The organism is Variovorax humicola, assembly GCF_037889915.1.
Taxonomy (GTDB): domain Bacteria; phylum Pseudomonadota; class Gammaproteobacteria; order Burkholderiales; family Burkholderiaceae_C; genus Variovorax; species Variovorax humicola.
In genome coordinates this window covers 219,054-239,761 of sequence record NZ_JBBKZV010000001.1, presented here as the reverse complement: position 1 = coordinate 239,761, position 20,708 = coordinate 219,054, and the positions used below count along the sequence as shown (strand labels likewise).

21 protein-coding genes are annotated in these 20,708 nt (G+C 66.4%); 15 read left to right on the top strand and 6 right to left on the bottom strand.

Going from position 1 to position 20,708, the window contains the following annotated elements:
- Positions 1 to 3: 3 nt before the first annotated feature.
- Positions 4 to 453 carry an OsmC family protein gene (locus WKW80_RS01100; RefSeq protein ID WP_340361682.1) on the bottom strand — a complete coding sequence of 150 codons (450 nt, stop codon included), beginning with the start codon at positions 451 to 453 and terminating at the stop codon, positions 4 to 6.
- 252 nt (positions 454 to 705) lie between these two features.
- Between WKW80_RS01100 and ilvA the strand changes: the two genes are divergently transcribed.
- Positions 706 to 2,250, top strand: a complete 1,545-nt coding sequence (ilvA, locus tag WKW80_RS01095) for a threonine ammonia-lyase, biosynthetic (protein ID WP_340361681.1) — start codon at positions 706 to 708, stop codon at positions 2,248 to 2,250.
- Positions 2,251 to 2,257: 7 nt separating this feature from the next.
- Here the strand turns inward: ilvA and WKW80_RS01090 are convergent, their stop codons facing one another.
- Positions 2,258 to 2,764 (bottom strand): type II secretion system protein N, encoded by a 507-nt coding sequence (locus WKW80_RS01090; protein ID WP_340361680.1) that lies wholly within the window; start codon positions 2,762 to 2,764, stop codon positions 2,258 to 2,260.
- Positions 2,765 to 2,811: 47 nt separating this feature from the next.
- Between WKW80_RS01090 and gspG the strand changes: the two genes are divergently transcribed.
- The 10 genes from gspG to WKW80_RS01040 all read left to right on the top strand — a co-directional run bounded on the left by gspG (position 2,812) and on the right by WKW80_RS01040 (position 12,379).
- Entirely contained in the window at positions 2,812 to 3,252 is a 441-nt protein-coding gene (gene gspG, locus WKW80_RS01085; RefSeq protein ID WP_340361679.1) for a type II secretion system major pseudopilin GspG, read from the top strand.
- Positions 3,227 to 3,715: a prepilin-type N-terminal cleavage/methylation domain-containing protein gene (locus WKW80_RS01080; RefSeq protein WP_340361678.1), complete on the top strand. Its 489-nt coding sequence runs from the start codon at positions 3,227 to 3,229 to the stop codon at positions 3,713 to 3,715. The genes gspG and WKW80_RS01080 overlap by 26 nt, the downstream gene beginning before the upstream one ends.
- An 80-nt stretch (positions 3,716 to 3,795) precedes the next feature.
- Entirely contained in the window at positions 3,796 to 4,161 is a 366-nt protein-coding gene (gene gspI, locus WKW80_RS01075; protein ID WP_340362178.1) for a type II secretion system minor pseudopilin GspI, read from the top strand.
- A gap of 2 nt (positions 4,162 to 4,163) precedes the next feature.
- A complete protein-coding gene (locus WKW80_RS01070; RefSeq protein WP_340361677.1) occupies positions 4,164 to 4,814 on the top strand; it encodes a PulJ/GspJ family protein in 651 nt (216 codons plus the stop codon).
- A complete protein-coding gene (gene gspK / locus WKW80_RS01065; protein WP_340361676.1) occupies positions 4,811 to 5,929 on the top strand; it encodes a type II secretion system minor pseudopilin GspK in 1,119 nt (372 codons plus the stop codon). Before WKW80_RS01070 ends, gspK begins: the two co-directional genes overlap by 4 nt.
- A gap of 100 nt (positions 5,930 to 6,029) precedes the next feature.
- Positions 6,030 to 7,241: a type II secretion system protein GspL gene (gene gspL / locus WKW80_RS01060; protein ID WP_340361675.1), complete on the top strand. Its 1,212-nt coding sequence runs from the start codon at positions 6,030 to 6,032 to the stop codon at positions 7,239 to 7,241.
- Positions 7,238 to 7,852, top strand: coding sequence for a type II secretion system protein GspM (gene gspM / locus WKW80_RS01055; protein WP_340361674.1), 615 nt, complete (start codon positions 7,238 to 7,240; stop codon positions 7,850 to 7,852). The genes gspL and gspM overlap by 4 nt, the downstream gene beginning before the upstream one ends.
- An 8-nt stretch (positions 7,853 to 7,860) precedes the next feature.
- A complete protein-coding gene (gspN, locus tag WKW80_RS01050; protein WP_340362177.1) occupies positions 7,861 to 8,661 on the top strand; it encodes a type II secretion system protein N in 801 nt (266 codons plus the stop codon).
- Between the two features lie 7 nt (positions 8,662 to 8,668).
- Positions 8,669 to 10,975, top strand: coding sequence for a type II secretion system secretin GspD (gene gspD / locus WKW80_RS01045; protein ID WP_340361673.1), 2,307 nt, complete (start codon positions 8,669 to 8,671; stop codon positions 10,973 to 10,975).
- Positions 10,976 to 10,984: 9 nt separating this feature from the next.
- Positions 10,985 to 12,379: a GspE/PulE family protein gene (locus WKW80_RS01040; protein ID WP_340361672.1), complete on the top strand. Its 1,395-nt coding sequence runs from the start codon at positions 10,985 to 10,987 to the stop codon at positions 12,377 to 12,379.
- 17 nt (positions 12,380 to 12,396) lie between these two features.
- Here the strand turns inward: WKW80_RS01040 and WKW80_RS01035 are convergent, their stop codons facing one another.
- Positions 12,397 to 12,963, bottom strand: coding sequence for a hypothetical protein (locus WKW80_RS01035; protein WP_340361671.1), 567 nt, complete (start codon positions 12,961 to 12,963; stop codon positions 12,397 to 12,399).
- 101 nt (positions 12,964 to 13,064) lie between these two features.
- On the opposite strand from WKW80_RS01035, the gene gspF reads away from it, so the two are divergent.
- From gspF to argG, 3 genes are all read left to right on the top strand, one after another.
- On the top strand, positions 13,065 to 14,297 hold the full coding sequence (gene gspF / locus WKW80_RS01030; RefSeq protein WP_340361670.1) for a type II secretion system inner membrane protein GspF: 1,233 nt from the start codon (positions 13,065 to 13,067) through the stop codon (positions 14,295 to 14,297).
- Positions 14,298 to 14,435: 138 nt separating this feature from the next.
- Positions 14,436 to 15,335 (top strand): 5'-nucleotidase, encoded by a 900-nt coding sequence (locus tag WKW80_RS01025; RefSeq protein WP_340361669.1) that lies wholly within the window; start codon positions 14,436 to 14,438, stop codon positions 15,333 to 15,335.
- Between the two features lie 133 nt (positions 15,336 to 15,468).
- Positions 15,469 to 16,809: an argininosuccinate synthase gene (argG, locus tag WKW80_RS01020; protein ID WP_340361668.1), complete on the top strand. Its 1,341-nt coding sequence runs from the start codon at positions 15,469 to 15,471 to the stop codon at positions 16,807 to 16,809.
- 35 nt (positions 16,810 to 16,844) lie between these two features.
- Here argG and WKW80_RS01015 read toward each other — a convergent pair whose 3' ends face one another.
- Together WKW80_RS01015 and WKW80_RS01010 are read right to left on the bottom strand one after the other, a co-directional pair.
- Positions 16,845 to 17,198: a hypothetical protein gene (locus tag WKW80_RS01015; RefSeq protein WP_340361667.1), complete on the bottom strand. Its 354-nt coding sequence runs from the start codon at positions 17,196 to 17,198 to the stop codon at positions 16,845 to 16,847.
- 73 nt (positions 17,199 to 17,271) lie between these two features.
- Positions 17,272 to 17,547: a M35 family metalloendopeptidase gene (locus WKW80_RS01010; RefSeq protein WP_422822834.1), complete on the bottom strand. Its 276-nt coding sequence runs from the start codon at positions 17,545 to 17,547 to the stop codon at positions 17,272 to 17,274.
- A gap of 615 nt (positions 17,548 to 18,162) precedes the next feature.
- Between WKW80_RS01010 and WKW80_RS01005 the strand changes: the two genes are divergently transcribed.
- Entirely contained in the window at positions 18,163 to 19,950 is a 1,788-nt protein-coding gene (locus WKW80_RS01005; RefSeq protein WP_340361666.1) for an ABC transporter ATP-binding protein/permease, read from the top strand.
- 22 nt (positions 19,951 to 19,972) lie between these two features.
- On the opposite strand, the gene queC is transcribed toward WKW80_RS01005, so the two are convergent.
- A complete protein-coding gene (gene queC / locus WKW80_RS01000) occupies positions 19,973 to 20,692 on the bottom strand; it encodes a 7-cyano-7-deazaguanine synthase QueC (protein ID WP_340361665.1) in 720 nt (239 codons plus the stop codon).
- Positions 20,693 to 20,708: the final 16 nt, after the last annotated feature.

The following is a 20,708-nucleotide window of genomic DNA, read 5'->3' as shown; positions in this document are numbered from 1 at the left end:
CGGTCAGCTTTCGATCAGTTCGAAGCTGGTTGTGATTTCGGCGGTCTTGCCGAGCATGATCGTGGCGGAGCAGTAGGTGTCGTGGCTCAGCGCGATGGCGCGTGCGACGGCTGCCTCCGGGATGGCCTTGCCGGCCACGGTGAAGTGCATATGGATCTTCGTGAAGACCTTCGGGTCTTTTTCGGCCCGCTCGCTGGTGAGCTTGACGCTGCAGCGGTCGACCTTGTGCCGGCCGCGCTTGAGGATCAGCACCACGTCATAAGCCGTGCAGCCGCCGGTTCCGGCCAAGACGGTCTCCATGGGCCGCGGCGCCTGGTTAAGGCCGCCGTTTTCGGGTTTGGCCTCGTCCGGTGCACCGTCCATGGTCAGTACATGGCCGCTGCCGGTCTCCGCGACAAAGCCCATTGGCGACCGGGTTCCGGCCGCGCCGGTCCAACTCACTGTGCATTCCATCGATTTGCCGACTCCGTCATGTGAGCGATCGCGCGAAAAGTCACGCGATCGCCGGTTGTGTGGGGAAAAAACACTATTGCGTGTTGCGTCGCAACAAACTGTCGATATACTTTATTTCATCGCGCAACTAAAGGTTGTGCACCGGTTGTCTCCTCCACCCTCCCAATTGGTGGATTTAGCCCCGAGTCGCAAGGCTCGGGGCTTTTTTCTTGTCGGCGACCGGCGGCCGCCGGGCCCTATGATCGCGGCCCTATGCCCAGCCCGCTCACTCCCGCCGACTATCTCAAGAAAATCCTCACCGCCCGCGTCTATGACGTGGCGGTCGAGTCCGCACTGGAACCCGCGCGCGCGCTGGGCATACGACTTGGCAACACGGTGCTGCTCAAGCGAGAGGACCAGCAGGCGGTGTTCAGCTTCAAGCTGCGCGGTGCGTACAACAAGATGGCCCACCTGAGCGCCGAACAGTTGGGCAAGGGCGTGATCTGTGCCTCGGCCGGCAACCATGCGCAGGGCGTCGCCCTGAGCGCGCGCACGCTCGGCACGCGCGCCGTGATCGTGATGCCAGTGACCACGCCACAACTCAAGGTCGACGCGGTGCGTGCACTGGGTGGCGAGGTCGCCCTCTTCGGCGAAAGCTATTCCGACGCCTACGGCCACGCGCTCGAACTGCAGGCTGCGCAAGGCCTGACCTTCGTGCACCCTTTCGATGACCCCGACGTGATTGCCGGCCAGGGCACGATTGCCATGGAAATCCTGCGGCAGCACCAGGGCCGGCTCGACGCGGTCTTCGTCGCCATCGGCGGCGGGGGATTGATCTCCGGCGTGGCCAACTACATCAAGGCGGTGCGCCCCGAGATCAAGGTGATCGGCGTGCAGATGAACGACTCCGACGCCATGATGCAGTCGGTGAGCGCGAAGGAACGGGTCACGCTGCCCGATGTGGGCCTGTTCTCCGACGGCACCGCCGTCAAGCTGGTCGGCGAGGAAACCTTCCGCATCGCGCGCGAGCTGGTCGACGAGTTCATCACCGTCGACACCGATGCGGTGTGCGCCGGCATCAAGGACATCTTCGTCGACACCCGCAGCATCGTCGAGCCGGCCGGTGCGCTTGCCGTGGCCGCGATCAAGCAGTACGTCGAGCAACACGGCACGCGGGGCGAAACCTATGCGGCGATCCTCTGCGGCGCCAACATGAACTTCGACCGGCTTCGCTTCGTCGCCGAACGCGCCGAAGTCGGCGAGGAGCGCGAGGCGCTGTTTGCCGTGACGATTCCCGAGGAGCGCGGCAGCTTCCGCCGCTTCTGTGAACTGGTCGGCGAATTGCCAGGCGCATCGCGCAACGTGACCGAGTTCAACTACCGCATCAGCGACGCGGCCGAAGCCCACGTCTTCGTGGGTCTCACGACTTCGACGCGCGGCGAGTCCACGACGATCGCCAACACCTTCGTCGAACACGGTTTCGGGGCGCTCGACCTGACGCACGACGAGTTGGCCAAGGAACACATCCGCCATATGGTGGGTGGGCGTACCGGCCTGGCGCATGACGAGCGGTTGCTGCGCTTCGTGTTTCCGGAGCGGCCGGGCGCGCTGCTGAAGTTCCTGAACCTGTTGCGGCCGAACTGGAACATCAGCCTGTTCCACTACCGCAACCAGGGCGCCGACTACGGCCGCATCCTGGTCGGCGTGCAGGTGCCGACGGCCGACCATGCGGCTTTCGACGGCTTTCTGCGGACGCTTGGCTATCCGTACGTCGAAGAGACAGCGAACCCGGCCTACCAGTTGTTCCTGAAGGCCTGAACCAGGCTCAGGGCGCGCGGACGGGGCCGGGAGGACCGGGGATGGCCATCGGTCGCTCCGGCAGCTTCAGCGTGAAAGCGACCGGCCCGCGCGCGCCGGAACCCAAGGTTGCGGCGCGCGTGCCGACAGACTGCAGCACATAGCTGTCACCAATGCTGGCGCCCACGCGGAACGGGCGCGCCGGCTTGCCGTCGACGGCGATCAGCGCGGCGCCCTGGCCGTCGGTGTCCGCGATGACACCTTGCAACACGAACCGGCTCGCCGCGTCGGGCGCAGCCGCAGCAGCCGAGGGCGCATCGACGGCACCCAGGAACCGTCCGACCGCGGCCGGATCGACCGCCACCGGCGCATTCGTCACTGCGGGCGGTGCTGTTGCATCGGCGGGGGCGGTGAGCCGCAGGCCCCAGAACACGACGCTCGCCGCAGCCAACGCCCACACGAGCAACGTGGCAATGGCGACTGGCCAACGTAAAGAAGTTGCAAAGGGGGCTTGGAGAGTGGACGGGGCCGACATGTCGGCGGATTATCATGCAGCGCCGCACGAACCAAGCCTGACTTTCCATGACACTCTCGCCCCGCCCAATGCGTGCCTCCCTGCAACGCGGCTTCACACTGATCGAGCTGATGGTGGTGCTGGTCATCATCGGCGTGCTGGCCGCGCTGATCGTGCCGAACGTCATCGGCCGCGTCGACGAAGCCCGCGTGCAGAGCGCCCGGACCGACATCGCCAACCTGATGCAGGCGCTCAAGCGCTACCGGCTCGACAACCAGCGCTATCCAACCGCCGAACAAGGCCTGCAAGCGCTGGTGGTGCAACCCACCACCGGCCCCGCGGCCCCCAACTGGAAACCGAACATCGACAAGCTTCCCAACGACCCCTGGGGCAAGCCCTACCAGTACCTGAACCCAGGCATCAAGGGCGAGATCGACGTGTTCTCGTTCGGGGCCGACGGCCAGCCGGGCGGGGAAGGCAACAATGCCGACATCGGCAGCTGGCAGTAGCCCTTGCCGCTGCATCGGTAGCTTCCGCCGCGCGAGCGGCTTCACGCTGCTCGAGTTGATAGTGGTCATCACCATCATCGCGATCGCCACGGCCGGCCTCGGCTTTGCGATGCGCGACAGCGGGCAATCCGCGCTCGAACGCGAGGCCGAACGCCTTGCCGTGCTGCTTGACGCGGCACGCGCCCAGTCGCGCGCCAGCGGCGCCACGGTGCGCTGGCGCGTCACTCCCGAAGGCTTCGTGTTCGATGGTCTTCCAGCCGATACCCTGCCGGGGACGTGGCTCGGGGAAGGCATCAGCGCGCAACCATCGACCGCCGACGGACGTACCAGCAACGTGCTGCTGCTCGGGCCCGATCCGATCATCGCGGCGCAACAGGTCGTGTTGACGGCCGAAGGCCCTCCTGCGCGCAGTCTTCGAATCGCCACCGACGGGTTGCGTCCTTTCGCCGTGGTCACGCCGTGAACGCCACCTGCCGCCCGAAGGCGCTCGCACCGCAGTGCGCAGCACTGAAACTGCCCGATGAGCGCAACACGGGTTTTCCAATGATCCGCCCCGACGTTCGCGGATTCACGCTGATCGAGGTGCTGGTCGCGCTGGGCATTGTCGCAATCGCGCTCATGGCGGGCTCGCAGGCCACCGGCGCGCTGACCCGCAATGCGCAGCGGCAGTCCGATGTGATGCTCGCGCAGATCTGCGCAGAGAACGAATTGGCCAAGGCGCGGCTTGCACGCGCCATGCCGGCGGTGGGCGAGAGCGCATCGGTATGCACGCAGGCCGGCAACAACTTCAACGTCGGCGTGACGGCCACGGCCACGCTGAACCCCAACTTCCGCCGCGTCGACGTGCAGGTGCGCGACGCCGAGGACGCGCCGGTATTGCGCGTGTCGACCATCGTCGGCCGCTACTGACCATGCAACGGCAACGCGGCTTCACGCTGATCGAGGTCATGGTGGCGATCGTCGTCATGGCGATGCTGGCCCTGATGAGCTGGCGCGGCATCGAGGGCATGGCGCGCGCGCAGGAGCACAACCGCGCACGCGGCGATGCGGTGCTGACGCTGCAGACCACACTCTCGCAATGGAGCGCCGACCTCGATGCGATGACCACGCTGGCCGGAACCCGCACCATCGATTGGGACGGCCGCCTGCTGCGCATCACGCGTCGGGGCGCCGACGACTTGCGCCCGGTCGTCTACGTGGTGGCGTGGACGCTGCGCACCGGCGCTGACGGTGCGCACTGGAGCCGCTGGCAATCGGCCGCGCTGACGCGGCGCGACGAATGGCAGGCAGCCTGGACGCGCGCCGCGGGCTGGGCGCAAGGCGACGGCGCTGCGGACGACGTGCTCGGCGCCGAAGTCACGTTGATGCCGGTCGACAGCTGGCAGCTTTACTACTTTCGCAACAACATATGGAGCCCGGCCGTGGGCGCCGATGTCCTTGCCAGCGCCAACGCATTGCCGGACGGCGTGAGGCTGGTGCTGAACCTGCCGCCCGGACCGGCGCTGACCGGCCTGCTGTCGCGCGACTGGGTCCGGCCGAACGCCATCATTCCGAAGACATGAAACCGAGTCGTCCTTCCCCGCGATCCGCACCGTCGGCACGCCAGGCCGGCGCGGCGCTACTGGCCGCGATGCTGACCGTGACGCTGGTGGCCACCTTCGCCACCGCAGCGCTGTGGCAGCAGTGGCGCGCGGTCGAGGTGGAGGCGGCCGAGCGTGGGCGCGTGCAGTCGGCCTGGATACTGGTCGGTGCGCTCGACTGGGCACGCCTGATCCTGCGAGAAGATGGCCGCACCGGCGGACCCGACCACCTGGCCGAGCCCTGGGCCGTGCCGCTCGAGGAGGCGCGGCTGTCGAGCTTCCTGTCGGCCGAGAAGAACGTGGCCAGCCAGTCGCTCGAAGGGCTGCCGGATGCCCTGCTTTCGGGCAGCATCGTGGATGCGCAATCGAAGCTCAACGTCATGAACCTGGTGGTCGGCAACAAGCCGGATCCTTCTTCGGTTGCAGCCTTCACCAAGCTGTTCGCCCTGCTCGGCTTGCCGGCCAGCGACGTAGCACTGCTCGCCAACGGCGTGCAGCGCGCGATGGCCGGCATCTCGACGCCAACCACCGCACCCCCCACGCCCGCCACGCCCGCTCCGGCCGGGACCGCGGTAAATGCGCCGGCCGCGGTGGCCGCGACGCCGGCAACGCCCCCCGCGACCACAGCAGGAACGGACAGCGACAACTCGCAAGCTCCCAATGCGCCACTGATGCCGGTGCGCACGGCGCAACTGGTCTGGTTCGGCCTGTCGCCACAGACGGTGGCCACGCTGGCGCCCTACGTCACGGTGCTACCGGTCAGCACGCCGCTCAATATCAACACCGCCAGCGCCGAGGCCATCTATGCCAGCGTGCCCGGGCTGGACCTGGCCGCCGCCAGGCAGTTGGTGGCACGGCGTACGCTCAGGTTTTTCAGCCAGGTCTCGGATGCCAACGATGGCCTTCGCGACCAGGCCGACGCGTTCAACGGACAACGCCACAGCATCAGCACCCGCTACTTCGAAGTGGAAGGCAAGCTACGCCTCGACAACACCTTCGTCGAAGAACATTCGCTGCTCAAGCGGGACGGCATCCTCCTTACAGTGCTGTGGCGCGAGCGTGGCGCCGGCGCGACATTGCGCGCCACCACTCCCTGAATTTGTTAGTGAGCGCCCGCCCTGCTTACGACAGGCGCTATCAAAAGAGTAGCGGCAGGCAGTGCGCCTTCTACAATGACCACCCTTTTCCAGATCGCCCATGCCTGAACTGATCGTTTGTCCACCGCTGTCGCGCCTCCAGGGCGCCGCCGAACACGGCTGGGCGCTGGCGGCCGACGACGGGCGGACGCTGCTATCCCACGGCAGTGCGCCGCTCGCCCTGCTGCCCGCCAGCAGCGAAGTCACCCTGCTGATGCCGGGCACGGCGCTGTCGTGGCACGCCGTGAGCCTGCCGCCGGGCAACCTGGGCGGGGCGGCGCGCTTGCGCTCCGTGCTCGACGGCCTGCTCGAAGAGCGCTTGCTGGACGAGCCCGAGTCTTTGCACTTTGCGCTGGAACCGGGTGCCAAGCCCGGCGCAACGGTTTGGGTCGCGGCCAGCCAGCGCATTGCCCTGCGCGCGGCGGTGCAGGCGCTCGAATCCGCCGGGCGACGCGTGACCCGCATCGTCCCCGAGTTCGCACCCCAGCCAACAGACGCGCCGGCGATGCTGTTCGTCACCGGCGAATCCGATTCCGCACAACTCACCGTGTGCGATGCCAGCGGCGTGGCAACGCTCCCGCTGAACGCCGCCAGCCTGGCGCTGATCGGCAGCGCCCCGCTCGACACTGCGGTGGCCAGCGCGGAGCCCGCCGTCGCGGCCCAGGCTGAAGCGTTGCTGGGCCAGCGCCTGCCGATCGCCCAGCAGGCCGAGCGATGGCTGCAGGCGGCGCGTGCGCCCTGGGATCTGGCGCAGTTCGACCTGGCCAGCAGCGGCCGCGCACGCGCCGGCAAGAAGTTCAGCGCATGGCTGCAGGCACTGCGCCATGCACCGCAATGGCGCGCCGCGCGCTGGGGAGCCGTGGTGCTGGTGCTGGCGCAACTGGTCGGCCTCAATGCCTGGGCCTGGAAGGAACGCAACGCACTCGACAGCAAGCGCAGCACCATCAACACCATGCTGACGCAGACCTTTCCCTCGGTGAAACTGGTGGTCGATGCGCCGTTGCAGATGGCGCGCGAAGTGGCCGCGCTGCAGCAATCGACGGGCGGCGTGGCCGCGCTCGACCTCGAACCGATGCTGGCCGTCCTCGGCGCGAGCCTGCCGCCCGGCCGGGTGCCGACCGCGCTCGACTACAGCGCCGGCCAGTTGCGGCTGCGCGGGCTCAACCTTTCGGCCACGGAAATCGCCTCTTTGACGAGCACGATGGCTGCGCGCGCCTACACGGTGCGCGGCGAGGGCGACTTTCTACTGGTACAGGCGGAGGCCGGGAAATGACGTTCCGCGAAGTCATTCGAGCGCGCTGGGCCGAGATGGCGCCACGCGAACGCCAACTGGTGACGGGCGCCGCGACTTTGGTGCTGCTGGCATTCGTATGGTGGATTGCGCTGGCACCGGCGCTGCGCACGCTGTCGGCCGCACGCGAAGAGCACGCGCGCCTGGACGCCCAATTGCAGCAAATGAGCACACTCCAGGCGCAGGCCAAGGCGTTGCAGGCACAGCCGCGCGCCAACCGTGACGAGTCGCTGCGGGCGCTGGAAAATTCGGTGCGCCAGTCGCTTGGCGCGAGCGCCCAGATCTCCAACGCCGGCGACGCCGCCAACGTGATGATGCGCGCCGCCCCGGCAGATGCGCTCGCTCAGTGGCTGGCGCAGGCGCGCAGCAACGCGCGCGCCGTGCCGCGCGAGGCGCACCTGACGCGTGCCGCCGGCACAGGCGCTCCTGCGGCATTGGTGACGCCCGCCCTGCCGATGATGCCTGGCGCTGCGCTGCTGCCTGGCGCCAAGCCTGCGGCGGGCGCCACGTCGGCAGCCGGCGGCGCGCCTGACGAGGGCCGCCCGCGCTGGGATGGCACGCTGGTCATGACCCTGCCGGCCGCGGCCCGCTGATGCTGCCGATGATCGCCCGCGCCAATGCCCTCCCTGCACGCCCGGCCTCCGGCTGGCGCTGGGCAGTGCTCGGCGCGCTGCTCGGCGGACTGGCGGCGCTGGCTGTGTTTGCGCCGGCGCGCTGGCTGGCGCAAGCGCTGCGCGAAGCCACCAATGGCCGGTTGCTGCTGGTGAACCCGCGCGGCACCGTGTGGAACGGCACCGCCGGCGTGGTACTCGCCAGCGGCCAGGGCGGCGCCCAGCCGGTGTCGCTGCCGGGCACGCTCGACTGGCGGCTGCGTCCCTTGTGGAATGGCGTGCGGGCCGCACTCGCGGTGCCCTGCTGCGCGTCCAAGCCACTTGAATTCAACGCGCTGCCGCATGCGGCCGGCCTGGAACTCGAATGGCAGGACGGACAGTCACGCTGGCCTGCCGCGATGCTGACCGGCTTCGGCGCGCCGTGGAATACGCTCAAGCCCGAGGGCATGCTCGACATCTCGACGCAAGCCTTCTCGATGCGCTGGACTGGTCGGCAACTCGCGCTGTCCGGACGCGCCACGCTCAACGCCACCGATATTTCATCGAGCCTGTCGACGCTCAAGCCGATGGGCAGCTACCGCCTCACGATGGAAGGCGGCGCGCAGCCCACCCTGCTGCTCGCCACGAAGGAAGGCAGCCTGCAACTGAGCGGCAGCGGCCGCTGGAACGGAAGCGCGTTGCGTTTCGACGGCGAGGCCCGAGCCGCGCCCGGACGCGAAGACGCACTCTCGAATCTCCTGAACATCATCGGGCGGCGCGACGGCGCACGCTCGCTCATTACACTGGGTTGATCCAACCATGAAGCATCCGCTCCGACACGGCGCTCGCATCGGCATCGTCGCACTCGCGGCGCACCTGCTGTTCGCTGGCTGCATACCGACCGCGTTCGCGCAGCCATCGCCGCAGAACCCCGACGCACCCCGCCGCGGCGAGCCGATCACGCTGAACTTCACCAATGCCGAAATCGAATCGGTGGCCCGCACGATGGCCGTCGTGACCGGACGCGACGTGGTGGTCGACCCGCGTGTGAAGGGCACCATCACGCTGCAGACCGATCGCGCCATTGCGCCCGCGACCGCGTTCAACCAGTTCGCCGCCGCACTGCGGCTGCAGGGTTTCGCGGTGGTCGAGACCGAGGGCCTCTACAAGGTGGTGCCGGAGGCGGACGCCAAGCTGCTGTCGACCAATGTGACCACGTCGACCGGTGCCACGGCCCGCGCCGGTGGAAGCGCGATCATCACGCAGGTGTTTCGCCTCAACTACGAATCGCCGAACAACCTGCTGCCGGTGCTGCGGCCCTTGATCCCGCCGAACAACACGATCAACGTGAATGCCGGCAACAACTCGCTGGTGATCACCGACTATGCCGACAACATGCGGCGGATCGCCCGCATCATCGCGGCACTGGACGTTCCGAACGCATCCGACATCGAGGTGATTCCGCTCAAGCACTCGGTCGCGACCGACCTGGCGCCGCTGGTCACGCGGCTGATCGAGGGTGGCTCCACCGCCGCTGGCGGCGTGGCCGGCGCTGTCGGCACGCCTGGCGGGACCGACCCATCGTTTCGCACGGCCCTGATTGCGGAGCCGCGCAGCAATTCGCTGATCCTGCGCGCGGCCAACCCGGCGCGCGCGCAATTGGTGCGCACGCTGGTCGATCGGCTGGACCGCGAGCCGATCGACAGCGGCAACGGCGCTGCCGGCAACATCTACGTGGTCTACCTGAAGAATGCGGATGCGGTGAAGCTGGCGGTCACGCTGCGCGCGGCCATCGCCACCGAGGCGCGCGGGGGTCCTGGCGGCCTCACCGGCGCGGGCGCCGCCGCGCTCAATGCCGGCACCAGCACGGCCGCCAGCCCGCAGCAGGGCGCAACGCCGGCCACCTCGCCGCTGAACAATGCCAACCAGCCATCTACGGGCGGCCAGATCCAGGCCGACCCGGCCACCAACTCGCTGATCATCACTGCCTCCGAACCGCAATACCGACAAATGCGCGCAGTGATCGACCGGCTCGATGGCCGGCGCGCGCAGGTGATGATCGAAGCCCTGATCGTCGAGGTCAACGCAACCCGGGCGGCCCAGTTCGGCGTGCAATGGCAAAGCGCGCTCGGCCAGAAGGGCGACACCAACGTCGGCGTGATCGGGACCAACTCCAGCCTCGCGGGCGCCAATATCCTGGCACTCACCACCGCCATCGCAAACAAGACACCCGCCGCATTGAACACGCTGAGCGCGGGGCTCAATTTTGGCGTAGCGCACATGACCGCCGGCCAATACATACTGGGCTTCATCGCAAGCTTCCTGGCGAGCGATGGGGCGGGGAATGTGCTGTCGACGCCCAATCTGCTGACGCTCGACAACGAGGAGGCGAAGATCGTGGTCGGCCAGAACGTGCCGTTTCCCACCGGTTCGTACGCCAGCACCAACGGCAATACGTCGACCGTCAATCCGTTCACCACCGTCGAGCGCAAGGACGTGGGCCTGACGATGCGCGTACGGCCGACGATCAACGAGAACGGAACGATCAAGCTCGCGGTCTTCCAGGAAGTCTCGAGCGTTGCCCCCGGGACGGAAGCCGCCCCGAATGGCCCTACGACCAACAAGCGCAGTATCGAATCCAACGTGCTGATCGAGGACGGCAGCATCGTGATGCTCGGCGGCATGCTGCAGGACGACTATTCGACCAACACCGATAAAGTTCCTCTGGCTGGCGACATTCCCATCCTCGGCAGCCTTTTCAAGAGTGAAAAGCGCAGCCGCAACAAGACCAACCTGATGGTCTTTCTGCGCCCCGTCGTCATGCGCGACGGGGCCGCCGTCGACGCCTTTTCGGCCGACCGCTACAACACGATCCGATCGCTGCAACAGAACAACCAGCCGGAACGCAGCTTCCCACTGGATTCTGTGAGCCAGTCGGCCATCTTGCCGCCCATAGGTGCGACGACGCCGACACCCGAGCTCCCCCCTGACCGCCGCATCGAAGGCACGCGGCTCGTGCCGCAACCCCTGATGCCCTACGACAACGGCAGGCGTCTCGACGGCGGCCCGCTCAGGGGCGCATTGCCACCCACGGCCGATCCGGCCACGGCGCGCGAATTGCCCTGAGGTGCCGCCGTGCGCTATCCCTTGCCCTATGCCTTCGCCCGCACCCAACAACTCTTGCTGGAGCAGGCCGATGACGGCGGCAGCGCGACGCTGTGGATGCCGCAGAACCCGCCGCGCAGCGCGCTCGGCGAGGTGCTGCGCAAATACGCGGTCACGACCTTCGAGCCGCTGGCACCGTTGGAACTGGCGCAGCGCATCAGCGCGGCCTATGCGCAGGGCGAATCCAGCGCGGCCTCGGTGGTCAGCGAGGTGCAGGGCGACGCCGACCTGACACGCATGATGCAGGAGCTTCCGGCCGTGGAAGACCTGCTGGAAAACGCCGGCGACGCGCCCATCATCCGCATGCTGAACGCGCTGCTGACGCAGGCCGCGCGCGACGGTGCCAGCGACATCCACATCGAGCCCTACGAGCGCACGTCATCGGTGCGCTTCCGCATCGACGGTACGCTGCGCGAAGTGGTGCAGCCGAATCGCGCGCTGCATGCGGCGCTGATCTCGCGGCTGAAGATCATGGCCGACCTCGACATTGCCGAGAAGCGTCTGCCGCAGGACGGGCGCATCAGCCTGCGCATCGGCACGCGCGCGGTCGACGTGCGGGTGTCGACGCTGCCTTCGGCGCACGGCGAACGCGCGGTGCTGCGCCTGCTCGACAAGAGCGAAAGCAAGCTCACGCTCGAAGCGGTGGGCATGCTGGGCGACACGCTGGCGCGTTTCGAAAGCCTGATCGGCCAGCCGCACGGCATCATCCTCGTGACCGGGCCAACGGGCTCGGGCAAGACGACCACGCTCTATGCCGCGCTGGGCCGGCTCGACGCGGCGCACAGCAACATCATGACGGTGGAAGACCCGATCGAATACGAGCTGGCGGGCGTGGGCCAGACGCAGGTCAATGCCAAGATCGATCTGACATTTGCCAAGGCCTTGCGCGCGATCCTGCGGCAAGACCCGGACGTGATCATGATCGGCGAGATCCGCGATTTCGAAACGGCGCAGATCGCCATCCAGGCGTCGCTCACCGGTCACCTGGTGCTGGCCACGCTTCACACCAACGATTCGGTGAGCGCGGTCACGCGGCTCACCGACATGGGCGTCGAGCCATTCCTGCTGAGTTCATCGCTGCTTGGCGTACTGGCCCAGCGGCTGGTGCGCAAGGTTTGCCCGGTATGCAGCGGCACCGGCTGCGACGCCTGTGGCCAGACCGGCTACCAGGGCCGCACCGGCATCTTCGAATTGCTGGTGGCGGACGAGACCGTGCAATCCCTGATCCACAACCGCGCGCCGGAAAGCCAGTTGTTCGTCGCGGCCGAACGCGGCGGGCTGCGCTCGATGCGGGAGGACGGGGAGCGACTGATCCAGGCCGGCATCACCACGCGTGCCGAGTTGCTGCGCGTGACCCGGGACTGACCCCCCAGGCGCCGAAGTCAATCCACGTAGACGAGGACGCGGGTCTGCGGGTCGGTCTCCACGCTGGAGACCCGGCCGGCCTTGTCGAAGTTCACCGTGTAGCCGGCGAAGCTGCTGATCCACATGCGCCAGACCGGCACGTCGAGATTCGGGTTTTCGCTGCTGATCGGATAGCCCACGGCCATCGCCACCTGCTCGCGCGTCATGCCCTTGGTGATGCGTGCCGACTTGATCGCTTCACGGATTTTCGGCGGATAGCCGGCGATCTTGCGGGACGGATCTTCAGCGACTACCCAGCGCTTCGCAAAAGTGACCAGGTCAAGGTCGCGGCTGTAGTCGTTGCCGATGGCCTGCTTGCCGCCGTTGACATCCACCAGCACCCGCTGGCGCCCATAGCCCGACACGCGGATCGGCGTGCCGACGGGGACGATGCGCTTGCCGCTTTCTGCATAGTTGGAATCGCTCATCCAACTGCCGTCGGTTCTCAAATTGCAACAGAGGTATCCGTCGAACATCTCCTGGGCGTGCGCCGCCAGCGAGAGTGCACCGAGCATGGCTGCGCCGGCGATGACACGAAGCAACATGGCAAATACTCCTTGAGTCGCGGTTTCAGGGCGCATTGCGCAAGCGTTGGGGCTTGCCGAGCATCGACAATGCGGCTTCGCGCATTTTGCCGATTACAACCATGCCCGCCTATTCCTTCGAAGCCATAGACCCAGAGGGACACTCCCGCAAGGGCGTCCTGGAGGCCGACACCGCGCGCGCTGCCCGTGGGCTCCTTCGCGCGCAGAAGCTGATTCCGATCGAGGTCACGTCTGTCGCCAGCCAGGGCGCCGGTTCGCCCGGCCCCGCCGGCTGGCAACGCTGGTTCGGCGGTGCCCGGGTTTTCCGCGCCAGCGGCCTGGCCGTGTGGACGCGGCAACTCGCAGGGCTGGTGTCGTCCGGGCTCACGCTCGAACGTGCACTGACGGCATTGACCGAAGAGTCGGAAACCGAACCCGAGCGCAACCTCAATGCGTCGCTGCGAGCAGAGGTGAACGCGGGTTCGTCGTTCGGGCGCGCATTGGCCCGCCATCCGCGCGAGTTCTCGTTGATCTACTCGTCCGTGATCAGCGCCGGCGAGCAGACCGGCAACCTCGGCATGGTGCTCGAACGCCTGGCCGACGACCTGGAGCAGCGGCAGGCATTGCAACAAAAGCTGGTGGGCGCCGCGCTCTATCCAGCCATCGTGACGCTGGTGGCCGTCGCGATCGTGATCTTCCTGGTCACCTACGTGGTGCCGCAAGTGGCCAATGTGTTCGCCGGCACAAAGCGTGCGCTGCCCGTCTTGACCTCGGCCATGCTGGCCATCAGCGGCTTCGTGCGCGACTACGGCTGGCTGATGCTGATCGCACTCGTCCTGATCGGCGTGGGCGCCCGCATCGCGCTGGCCCAGCCCGACCTGCGCCTGAAATTCGACGCCACCTGGCTCAAGCTGCCGCTGGTCGGCAAGCTCTCGCGCGGCTACAACGCGGCGCGCTTTGCCAGCACGCTGGCGATGCTGGCCATGGCGGGCGTTCCGATCCTGCGTGCACTACAGGCTGCGGCCGAAACGCTCGGCAACCACGCGATGCGCGCCGATGCGCTGGATGCCCTGGTGCTGGTGCGCGAAGGCGCGCCGCTGGCCTCGGCGCTGGCGCAGAAAAAGCGCTTTCCCGGCATCGTGCCGATGTTCGCGCGGCTCGGCGAACAGACCGGCCAACTGCCGCAGATGCTGCAGCGCGCGGCCAACCAGCTGGGCGCCGACGTGCAGCGCCGCGCGATGCATCTGGCAACGATCCTTGAGCCGCTGCTGATCGTGGCGATGGGCGCGGTGGTGATGCTGATCGTGCTGGCGGTGCTGATGCCGATCATCCAGCTCAACCAATTCGTGAAATGACGCTCTCCCCCAGGTTGGCCCCGCTTGGTGCAGGCCGCCCAACCCCTCACCGGGGGCAACACCAATGGCCGGGCAACGCCGGCTCCGTCGTGTTCGCGCGAACCATCCACCAGGGGCCGGAACTTGATCGGAGGCCATGTGCCAGCTAGCTTGACCGACAAACTGGTTGTAGCGATTTCATCGCGCGCACTGTTCAACCTCGAGGAAGAGAACCGGCTGTTCGAATCGGGCGATTCCGAGGGCTACATGCGGCTGCAGTTCGAGCGGCTCGACGTGCCGGCACAACCCGGCATCGCGTACCAGCTGGTGCAGAAGCTGCTGCGTTTCAACGATGACGGCACCGAGCGAGTCGAAGTCGTGATCCTTTCGCGCAACGATCCGGTGTCGGGCATGCGCGTGTTCCGCTCCGGCGGCGCAGCCGGCATCAAGCTGCAGCGCGGCGTGTTCACGCAGGGACGGGCGCCGTACGGCTACCTGCGGCCGCTGGGAGCGCATCTTTTCTTGTCGGTCAACGCGCAAGACGTGCGCGAGGCCTTGAATGCGGGCTTTCCTGCGGCGCGAGTGCTGGTCGAATCGGTGAAGGCCAGCGACGCTTGGCCCAATGAAGTTCGCATTGCCTTCGACGGCGACGCGGTGCTGTTCAGCGACGAGGCCGAGCGCGTGTTCCAGAGCCACGGGCTCGACGCCTTCCAGGCGCACGAAAAGAGCAAGGCCACGATGCCCTTGCCCGGCGGGCCCTTCAAGCCGCTGCTGGCGGCACTGCATCGCCTGCAGAAAGCGGGCAACTCGAACATGCGCATACGCACCGCGCTGGTCACCGCCCGCAGCGCGCCGGCGCACGAACGCGCGATTCGCACGCTGATGGACTGGAACATCAAGGTCGACGAGGCGATGTTCCTCGGCGGGCTGCCCAAGGGCGAGTTCCTGCGCGAGTTCGAGCCGGACTTCTTCTTCGACGACCAGACCGGGCACGTCGACGCGGCGGCGCGGCATGTGCCCTCGGGCCACGTCGCCAGCGGGATTAGCAACCCACCCTGACGCGGCGGCCGGGCCGCCTTCGGGGTCCTTTGGGCTGCGTCCCAAAAAGCGCTGAAAATACGCGGTTCCCGAAATTCCCACAGCGCCGTGGCCGCACGGCCATCAACGGCTCACTGGCCTACCCCATTCGCCCATGTCCACCATCCTCCAATCCATTCCCGTCGGCCAGAAAGTCGGCATCGCGTTTTCCGGCGGCCTCGACACCAGCGCGGCGCTGCACTGGATGAAGCTCAAGGGTGCCGTTCCCTACGCCTACACCGCCAACCTGGGCCAGCCCGACGAGCCGGACTATGACGAGATCCCGCGCAAGGCGATGCAGTACGGTGCCGAAAAGGCGCGCCTGATCGACTGCCGCAGCCAGCTCGTGGCCGAGGGCATTGCCGCGCTGCAAAGCGGCGCCTTCCACATCTCGACGGCCGGCATCACGTACTTCAACACCACGCCGATCGGCCGCGCAGTCACGGGCACCATGCTGGTGGCGGCGATGAAGGAAGACGACGTCAACATCTGGGGCGACGGCAGCACCTACAAGGGCAACGACATCGAGCGCTTCTACCGCTACGGCCTGCTGACCAACCCGTCGCTGCGCATCTACAAACCCTGGCTCGACCAGTTGTTCATCGACGAACTGGGTGGCCGCGCCGAGATGTCGGCCTTCATGACGCAGCATGGCTTCGGCTACAAGATGTCGGCCGAGAAGGCCTACTCGACCGACTCCAACATGCTTGGCGCCACGCACGAAGCCAAGGACCTCGAGCACCTGAACAGCGGCATCAAGATCGTCAACCCGATCATGGGCGTGGCCTTCTGGAAGGACGACGTGGTCGTCAAGGCCGAAGAGGTGACGGTGCGCTTCGAAGAAGGCATGCCGGTCGCGCTGAACGGCAGGACCTTCGCCAATTCGGTCGACCTGCTGATGGAAGCCAACCGCATCGGCGGCCGCCACGGCCTGGGCATGAGCGACCAGATCGAGAACCGCATCATCGAAGCCAAGAGCCGCGGCATCTATGAGGCGCCGGGCCTTGCGCTGCTGCACGTCGCCTACGAGCGCCTGGTGACCGGCATCCACAACGAAGACACCATCGAGCAATACCGCATGAACGGCCTGAAGCTCGGCCGGCTGCTGTACCAGGGCCGCTGGTTCGACCCGCAGGCGATCATGCTGCGCGAGACGGCGCAGCGCTGGGTGGCGAGCGCCATCACCGGCGAAGTGACGGTCGAGCTGCGCCGCGGCAACGACTATTCGCTGCTCGACACCGACTCGCCGAACCTCACCTACAAGCCCGAGCGGCTGAGCATGGAAAAGGTGGCCGGCGCGTTCTCGCCGCAAGACCGCATCGGGCAGCTCACGATGCGTAATCTCGACATCGTCGACACGCGCGACAAGCTGCAGTCGTATGCCCGCTCGGGCCTGCTGCTGCCAGGCTCGAGCCCGCTGGTACCGGGGATCGGCGGCGACGGCAAGAAGGGCTGAGCGCAAAGGCGGCGGCCCTTTGACGGAACCGCCGCTCAGCGGATCGGGATCGGATTGCAATCCGGAACAACGATCGCCTTGAAATCTGGATTGATCTGGATCGTGGCGTAGTCGTTGCCACCATCGAGCGCGACTCGTTTCTCACGGTAGCCGTGCGAGCTAGTTTCTATTGGCACGCTGTATGGAAGCAGCATATGAAGTGCGCGCACTGTGTTGCCAGCGCGCCGTTGTGCCAATTCCTTTGCTTCGCTGGCGGTTTTCGCCGAAGCCCCGGTCTCTACATAGACACCCTTGTATTTTCCGAACTGCGCATTTGCGTGATCCAGCCATTCCCTCAGCTTGAGGATCTGCGCGCGCTCCAAATCTGCCGAACCATCGGGAAAAGTCAACGTAGTCTGCACGATGATTTGGCACGCAGATGCCAATCCAAAGCTAGTAAGCATCGCGAACGCGGCGAGTGCCTTAGCTCGCATAAAAGACTTCCCCCCAAACGACATAGCCTGCAAGACTGTCCGCATTTGTTTTCACTTTGCTCCGCTCCGTTCCCACTGCCTTGCGGGACTCTCGCAGGTAATAGATCGAATCGAAGCTGCCAAAAGTGTCATCGAAATGCGTCACCTCATGAATGAGCGTCGACAGCTTCGAATCGGCCTCAGCCGAAGTGTCCCGCAGATGGCAGAACGAGGTGTTGAACGCAATTGTGTGCGTTGACACGTCAGGCCCGCAGACCATGGCCACGGTGGTATCGCCGTGGTTAGGAATTGTGCAGCCCACAAGCTTCCCACTCGCTGTGAGTCGGACGAAGTTCTTGCTGTCAAGGTTGCGCAACACTCGCGCGCAAAGCAAGTCAAGCCATCCTGAAGAAATTCACGCATTGCCTGGTCTGCAACTCCGAACCAGTCTTTCACGCGGGCTTGTCCAGCCTTGTAACACCGCTCCAATTCCGGGAGGCGCTTTCTCGCGATGAGCGACACGGCTTTGTCACGCAACGCCAATACCGTGGAGCTGAACTCCTTGTTTGTCATGTTGGGGCAAGAGCGATCTGGTGGCCGTGCACGGTGAACGATGGACCGTCGTATGGCAGCACGCTGCCACCAGTTGCCGGGGGATCGCCCACAACGATATTTCGCCTGAACATTTCATCTCCCTGAAGTCAGATATTTGTTTTCCGAGCATACCGAAGGACACGCGTCACTCCCCAGGCGATGAGGTCCGCCTTCGTGTGGACGCGGTTGCCCGTCTCACCTGCCGCCTTGGGACGCCACCCCGCTTCAACTTCGCCTAAGCCGAGCGGCGTTACCAAAGCTAGGATGGTCGCCAATGCGCCGCTGGCGCGACTCACGATCGTTGTTCATGACTTCTTCTGCTTCTCCTCCCACCCGCAGCCCATCGATGCTCGCCACGCTGCGCCGCATCGGCCAGTTGTCGGCACCCTACTTTCGCTCCGAAGAAAGATGGAAGGCGCGAGGACTGCTCTTCGCGGTTGTCGCGCTGAATCTCGGCACGGTGTACGTGACCGTGCTGATCAACGACTGGAGCCGCGTCTTCTACGACGCGTTGCAGGCCAAGGACCAACCGGTGTTCTGGACGCAGCTGCTGCGCTTCACCTACCTCGCGATGGCCGGGATCCTGGTGGCCGTGTTCAAGTTCTATCTGACCCAGTTGCTGCAGGTGCGCTGGCGTGCCTGGATGACGCGCACCTACTTGGACCGATGGCTGGCGAATCGCACTTTCTACCGGCTCGAGCTGGCGCGCTATGCCGCCGGAGCGGGCGAGGCCACCGCCGACAACCCCGACCAGCGCATCCAGGAAGACATGCAGATGTTCACCGACTACACGGTGACGCTGTCGATGGGCATCCTGAATTCGGTCGTGACGCTGGTGACTTTCATCGGCATCCTGTGGAGTTTGTCCGGCCCGCTCTCGTTCGCGCTCGGTGGCCACGACTTCACCATTCCCGGCTACATGGTCTGGGTGGCTGTCCTGTACTGCGTGATCGGCACGGGCCTTACACACCTGATCGGGCGTCCGCTGATCGGCATCAACTTCAACCAGCAGCGCTTCGAGGCCGACTTCCGGCACCACCTGATCCGCGTTCGCGAGAACAGCGAGGCCATTGCGCTCGACCGCGGCGAAAAGGTCGAGCACGGGCAACTCGACCTGCGCTTCCGCAGCGTGCTGCGCAACTACCTGTCGCTCATCACGCAGCAGAAGAACCTGGTCGCGTTCACTTCTTCGTTCGCGCAGTTGTCGGTGGTGTTTCCGTTCTTCCTGGCGGCGCCGCGCTTCTTCAGTGGGGCGATCCAGTTCGGCGAGCTGATGCAGGTCTCGCGCACCTTCAATACGGTGCAGGACGCGCTCTCGTGGTTCGTCGACAACTACGACCGCGTGGCCGTCTGGCGCGCCACGGCCGACCGTCTTACGTCCTTCGACGACGCGATGCGGGCCCACGCGACATCGAACGATGCGCTGGCACGCGACAGCGGCGGGGCCGCCTTGCACACCGACGACCTGAGCATTGCCTTGCCGAATGGCACGCAACTGCTCGCCAACGCGGCGCTCCAGGTGCAGGCCGGCGACACGGTGTTGCTGCAGGGTCCCTCGGGCAGCGGCAAGTCGACCTTGTTCCGCGCGTTTGCCGGCATCTGGCCGTTCGCGCGGGGGCATGTGAGCGTGCCCGACAACGCGATGTTCATTCCGCAGCGGCCGTACGTGCCCGACGGCACGCTGCGCGACGCGCTCGCCTATCCGAATGCCGCCGCCGACTACAGCGAAGAAGCGCTGCGCGCGGCCCTCGACAGCGCCCTGCTGCCGCAGTTGGCGAGCCGGCTGGACGACAGCGACGCCTGGAGCCAGAAGCTCTCGGGCGGCGAGCAGCAGCGCCTCGCGATTGCGCGTGTGCTGCTCAAGAAGCCGGCCTGGCTGTTTGCCGACGAGGCCACCAGCGCACTCGACAAGGAAGCCGAGAACATTCTCTACAAGCGCCTCGCGGCGACGGTTCACGCGGCGGGCGGCGCCATGATCTCCATCGCGCACCGGGCGGGCGTCGGCGATCATCACCACCAGCGGTGGACGCTGGTGCCACAGGCCGATGACGGGCCGGCCCGCTACCGCCTCAACACCGCGGCAGCGATTGCATGACGATCCGCAGAGCGTCTCGCGACTACGGCCTGGACGGCGAGTTCGCTTCGCGCTCCAGGTAGCCCGCCCAGCCCCGCTGGCGCAAGTCGCAGGCCGGGCAAGTGCCGCAGCCGTAGCCCCATGCGTTGCGGTGCACGCGGTCGCCGAGGTAGCAGGTGTGGGTGTCTTCGACGATCAAGTCGATCAACGCTTGCCCTCCGAGCGAATGGGCCAGCTTCCAGGTGTCGGCCTTGTCGATCCACATCAGCGGCGTCTCGATCAGCAGGCGCCGCTCCAGGCCCAGCGACAACGCGATCTGCATGGCCTTCATCGTGTCGTCGCGACAGTCGGGGTAGCCGGAGAAGTCGGTCTCGCAAACGCCCGTGACGATCACCTGCAGGCCACGCCGATAGGCCAGCGCACCGGCCAGCGTGAGGAACAGCAGGTTGCGCCCGGGCACGAAGGTGTTGGGCAAACCGTCCGCCTGCATGGCGAACGCGACCTCGTCGGTGAGCGACGAGCCGCCGAGTTGCTGCAGGGCCGCCAGCGTGAGCACGTGGTCCTCGCCCATGCGCGGCGCCCATTGCGCAAAGCGATCGCGGAGGTTGGCGAGCACCACGCGGCGGGCATCCATTTCGATATGGTGGCGCTGGCCGTAGTCGAAGCCCAGCGTCTCGACGCGCTCGTATCTGGAAAGCGCCTGCGCCAGGCATGTGGTCGAATCCTGCCCGCCGGAGAACAGGACGAGCGCGGTGGTGTGCATCTTGAAAATCTCCCCA

What these genes read in the sequence shown, in the direction of transcription:
- WKW80_RS01100 (WP_340361682.1), bottom strand. Translation starts at nt 453, where the DNA reads ATGGAATGCACAGTGAGTTGGACCGGCGCGGCCGGAACCCGGTCGCCA.
- ilvA (WP_340361681.1), top strand. Translation starts at nt 706, where the DNA reads ATGCCCAGCCCGCTCACTCCCGCCGACTATCTCAAGAAAATCCTCACC.
- WKW80_RS01090 (WP_340361680.1), bottom strand. Translation starts at nt 2,764, where the DNA reads ATGTCGGCCCCGTCCACTCTCCAAGCCCCCTTTGCAACTTCTTTACGT.
- gspG (WP_340361679.1), top strand. Translation starts at nt 2,812, where the DNA reads ATGACACTCTCGCCCCGCCCAATGCGTGCCTCCCTGCAACGCGGCTTC.
- WKW80_RS01080 (WP_340361678.1), top strand. Translation starts at nt 3,227, where the DNA reads ATGCCGACATCGGCAGCTGGCAGTAGCCCTTGCCGCTGCATCGGTAGC.
- gspI (WP_340362178.1), top strand. Translation starts at nt 3,796, where the DNA reads ATGATCCGCCCCGACGTTCGCGGATTCACGCTGATCGAGGTGCTGGTC.
- WKW80_RS01070 (WP_340361677.1), top strand. Translation starts at nt 4,164, where the DNA reads ATGCAACGGCAACGCGGCTTCACGCTGATCGAGGTCATGGTGGCGATC.
- gspK (WP_340361676.1), top strand. Translation starts at nt 4,811, where the DNA reads ATGAAACCGAGTCGTCCTTCCCCGCGATCCGCACCGTCGGCACGCCAG.
- gspL (WP_340361675.1), top strand. Translation starts at nt 6,030, where the DNA reads ATGCCTGAACTGATCGTTTGTCCACCGCTGTCGCGCCTCCAGGGCGCC.
- gspM (WP_340361674.1), top strand. Translation starts at nt 7,238, where the DNA reads ATGACGTTCCGCGAAGTCATTCGAGCGCGCTGGGCCGAGATGGCGCCA.
- gspN (WP_340362177.1), top strand. Translation starts at nt 7,861, where the DNA reads ATGATCGCCCGCGCCAATGCCCTCCCTGCACGCCCGGCCTCCGGCTGG.
- gspD (WP_340361673.1), top strand. Translation starts at nt 8,669, where the DNA reads ATGAAGCATCCGCTCCGACACGGCGCTCGCATCGGCATCGTCGCACTC.
- WKW80_RS01035 (WP_340361671.1), bottom strand. Translation starts at nt 12,963, where the DNA reads ATGTTGCTTCGTGTCATCGCCGGCGCAGCCATGCTCGGTGCACTCTCG.
- gspF (WP_340361670.1), top strand. Translation starts at nt 13,065, where the DNA reads ATGCCCGCCTATTCCTTCGAAGCCATAGACCCAGAGGGACACTCCCGC.
- argG (WP_340361668.1), top strand. Translation starts at nt 15,469, where the DNA reads ATGTCCACCATCCTCCAATCCATTCCCGTCGGCCAGAAAGTCGGCATC.
- WKW80_RS01005 (WP_340361666.1), top strand. Translation starts at nt 18,163, where the DNA reads ATGACTTCTTCTGCTTCTCCTCCCACCCGCAGCCCATCGATGCTCGCC.
- queC (WP_340361665.1), bottom strand. Translation starts at nt 20,692, where the DNA reads ATGCACACCACCGCGCTCGTCCTGTTCTCCGGCGGGCAGGATTCGACC.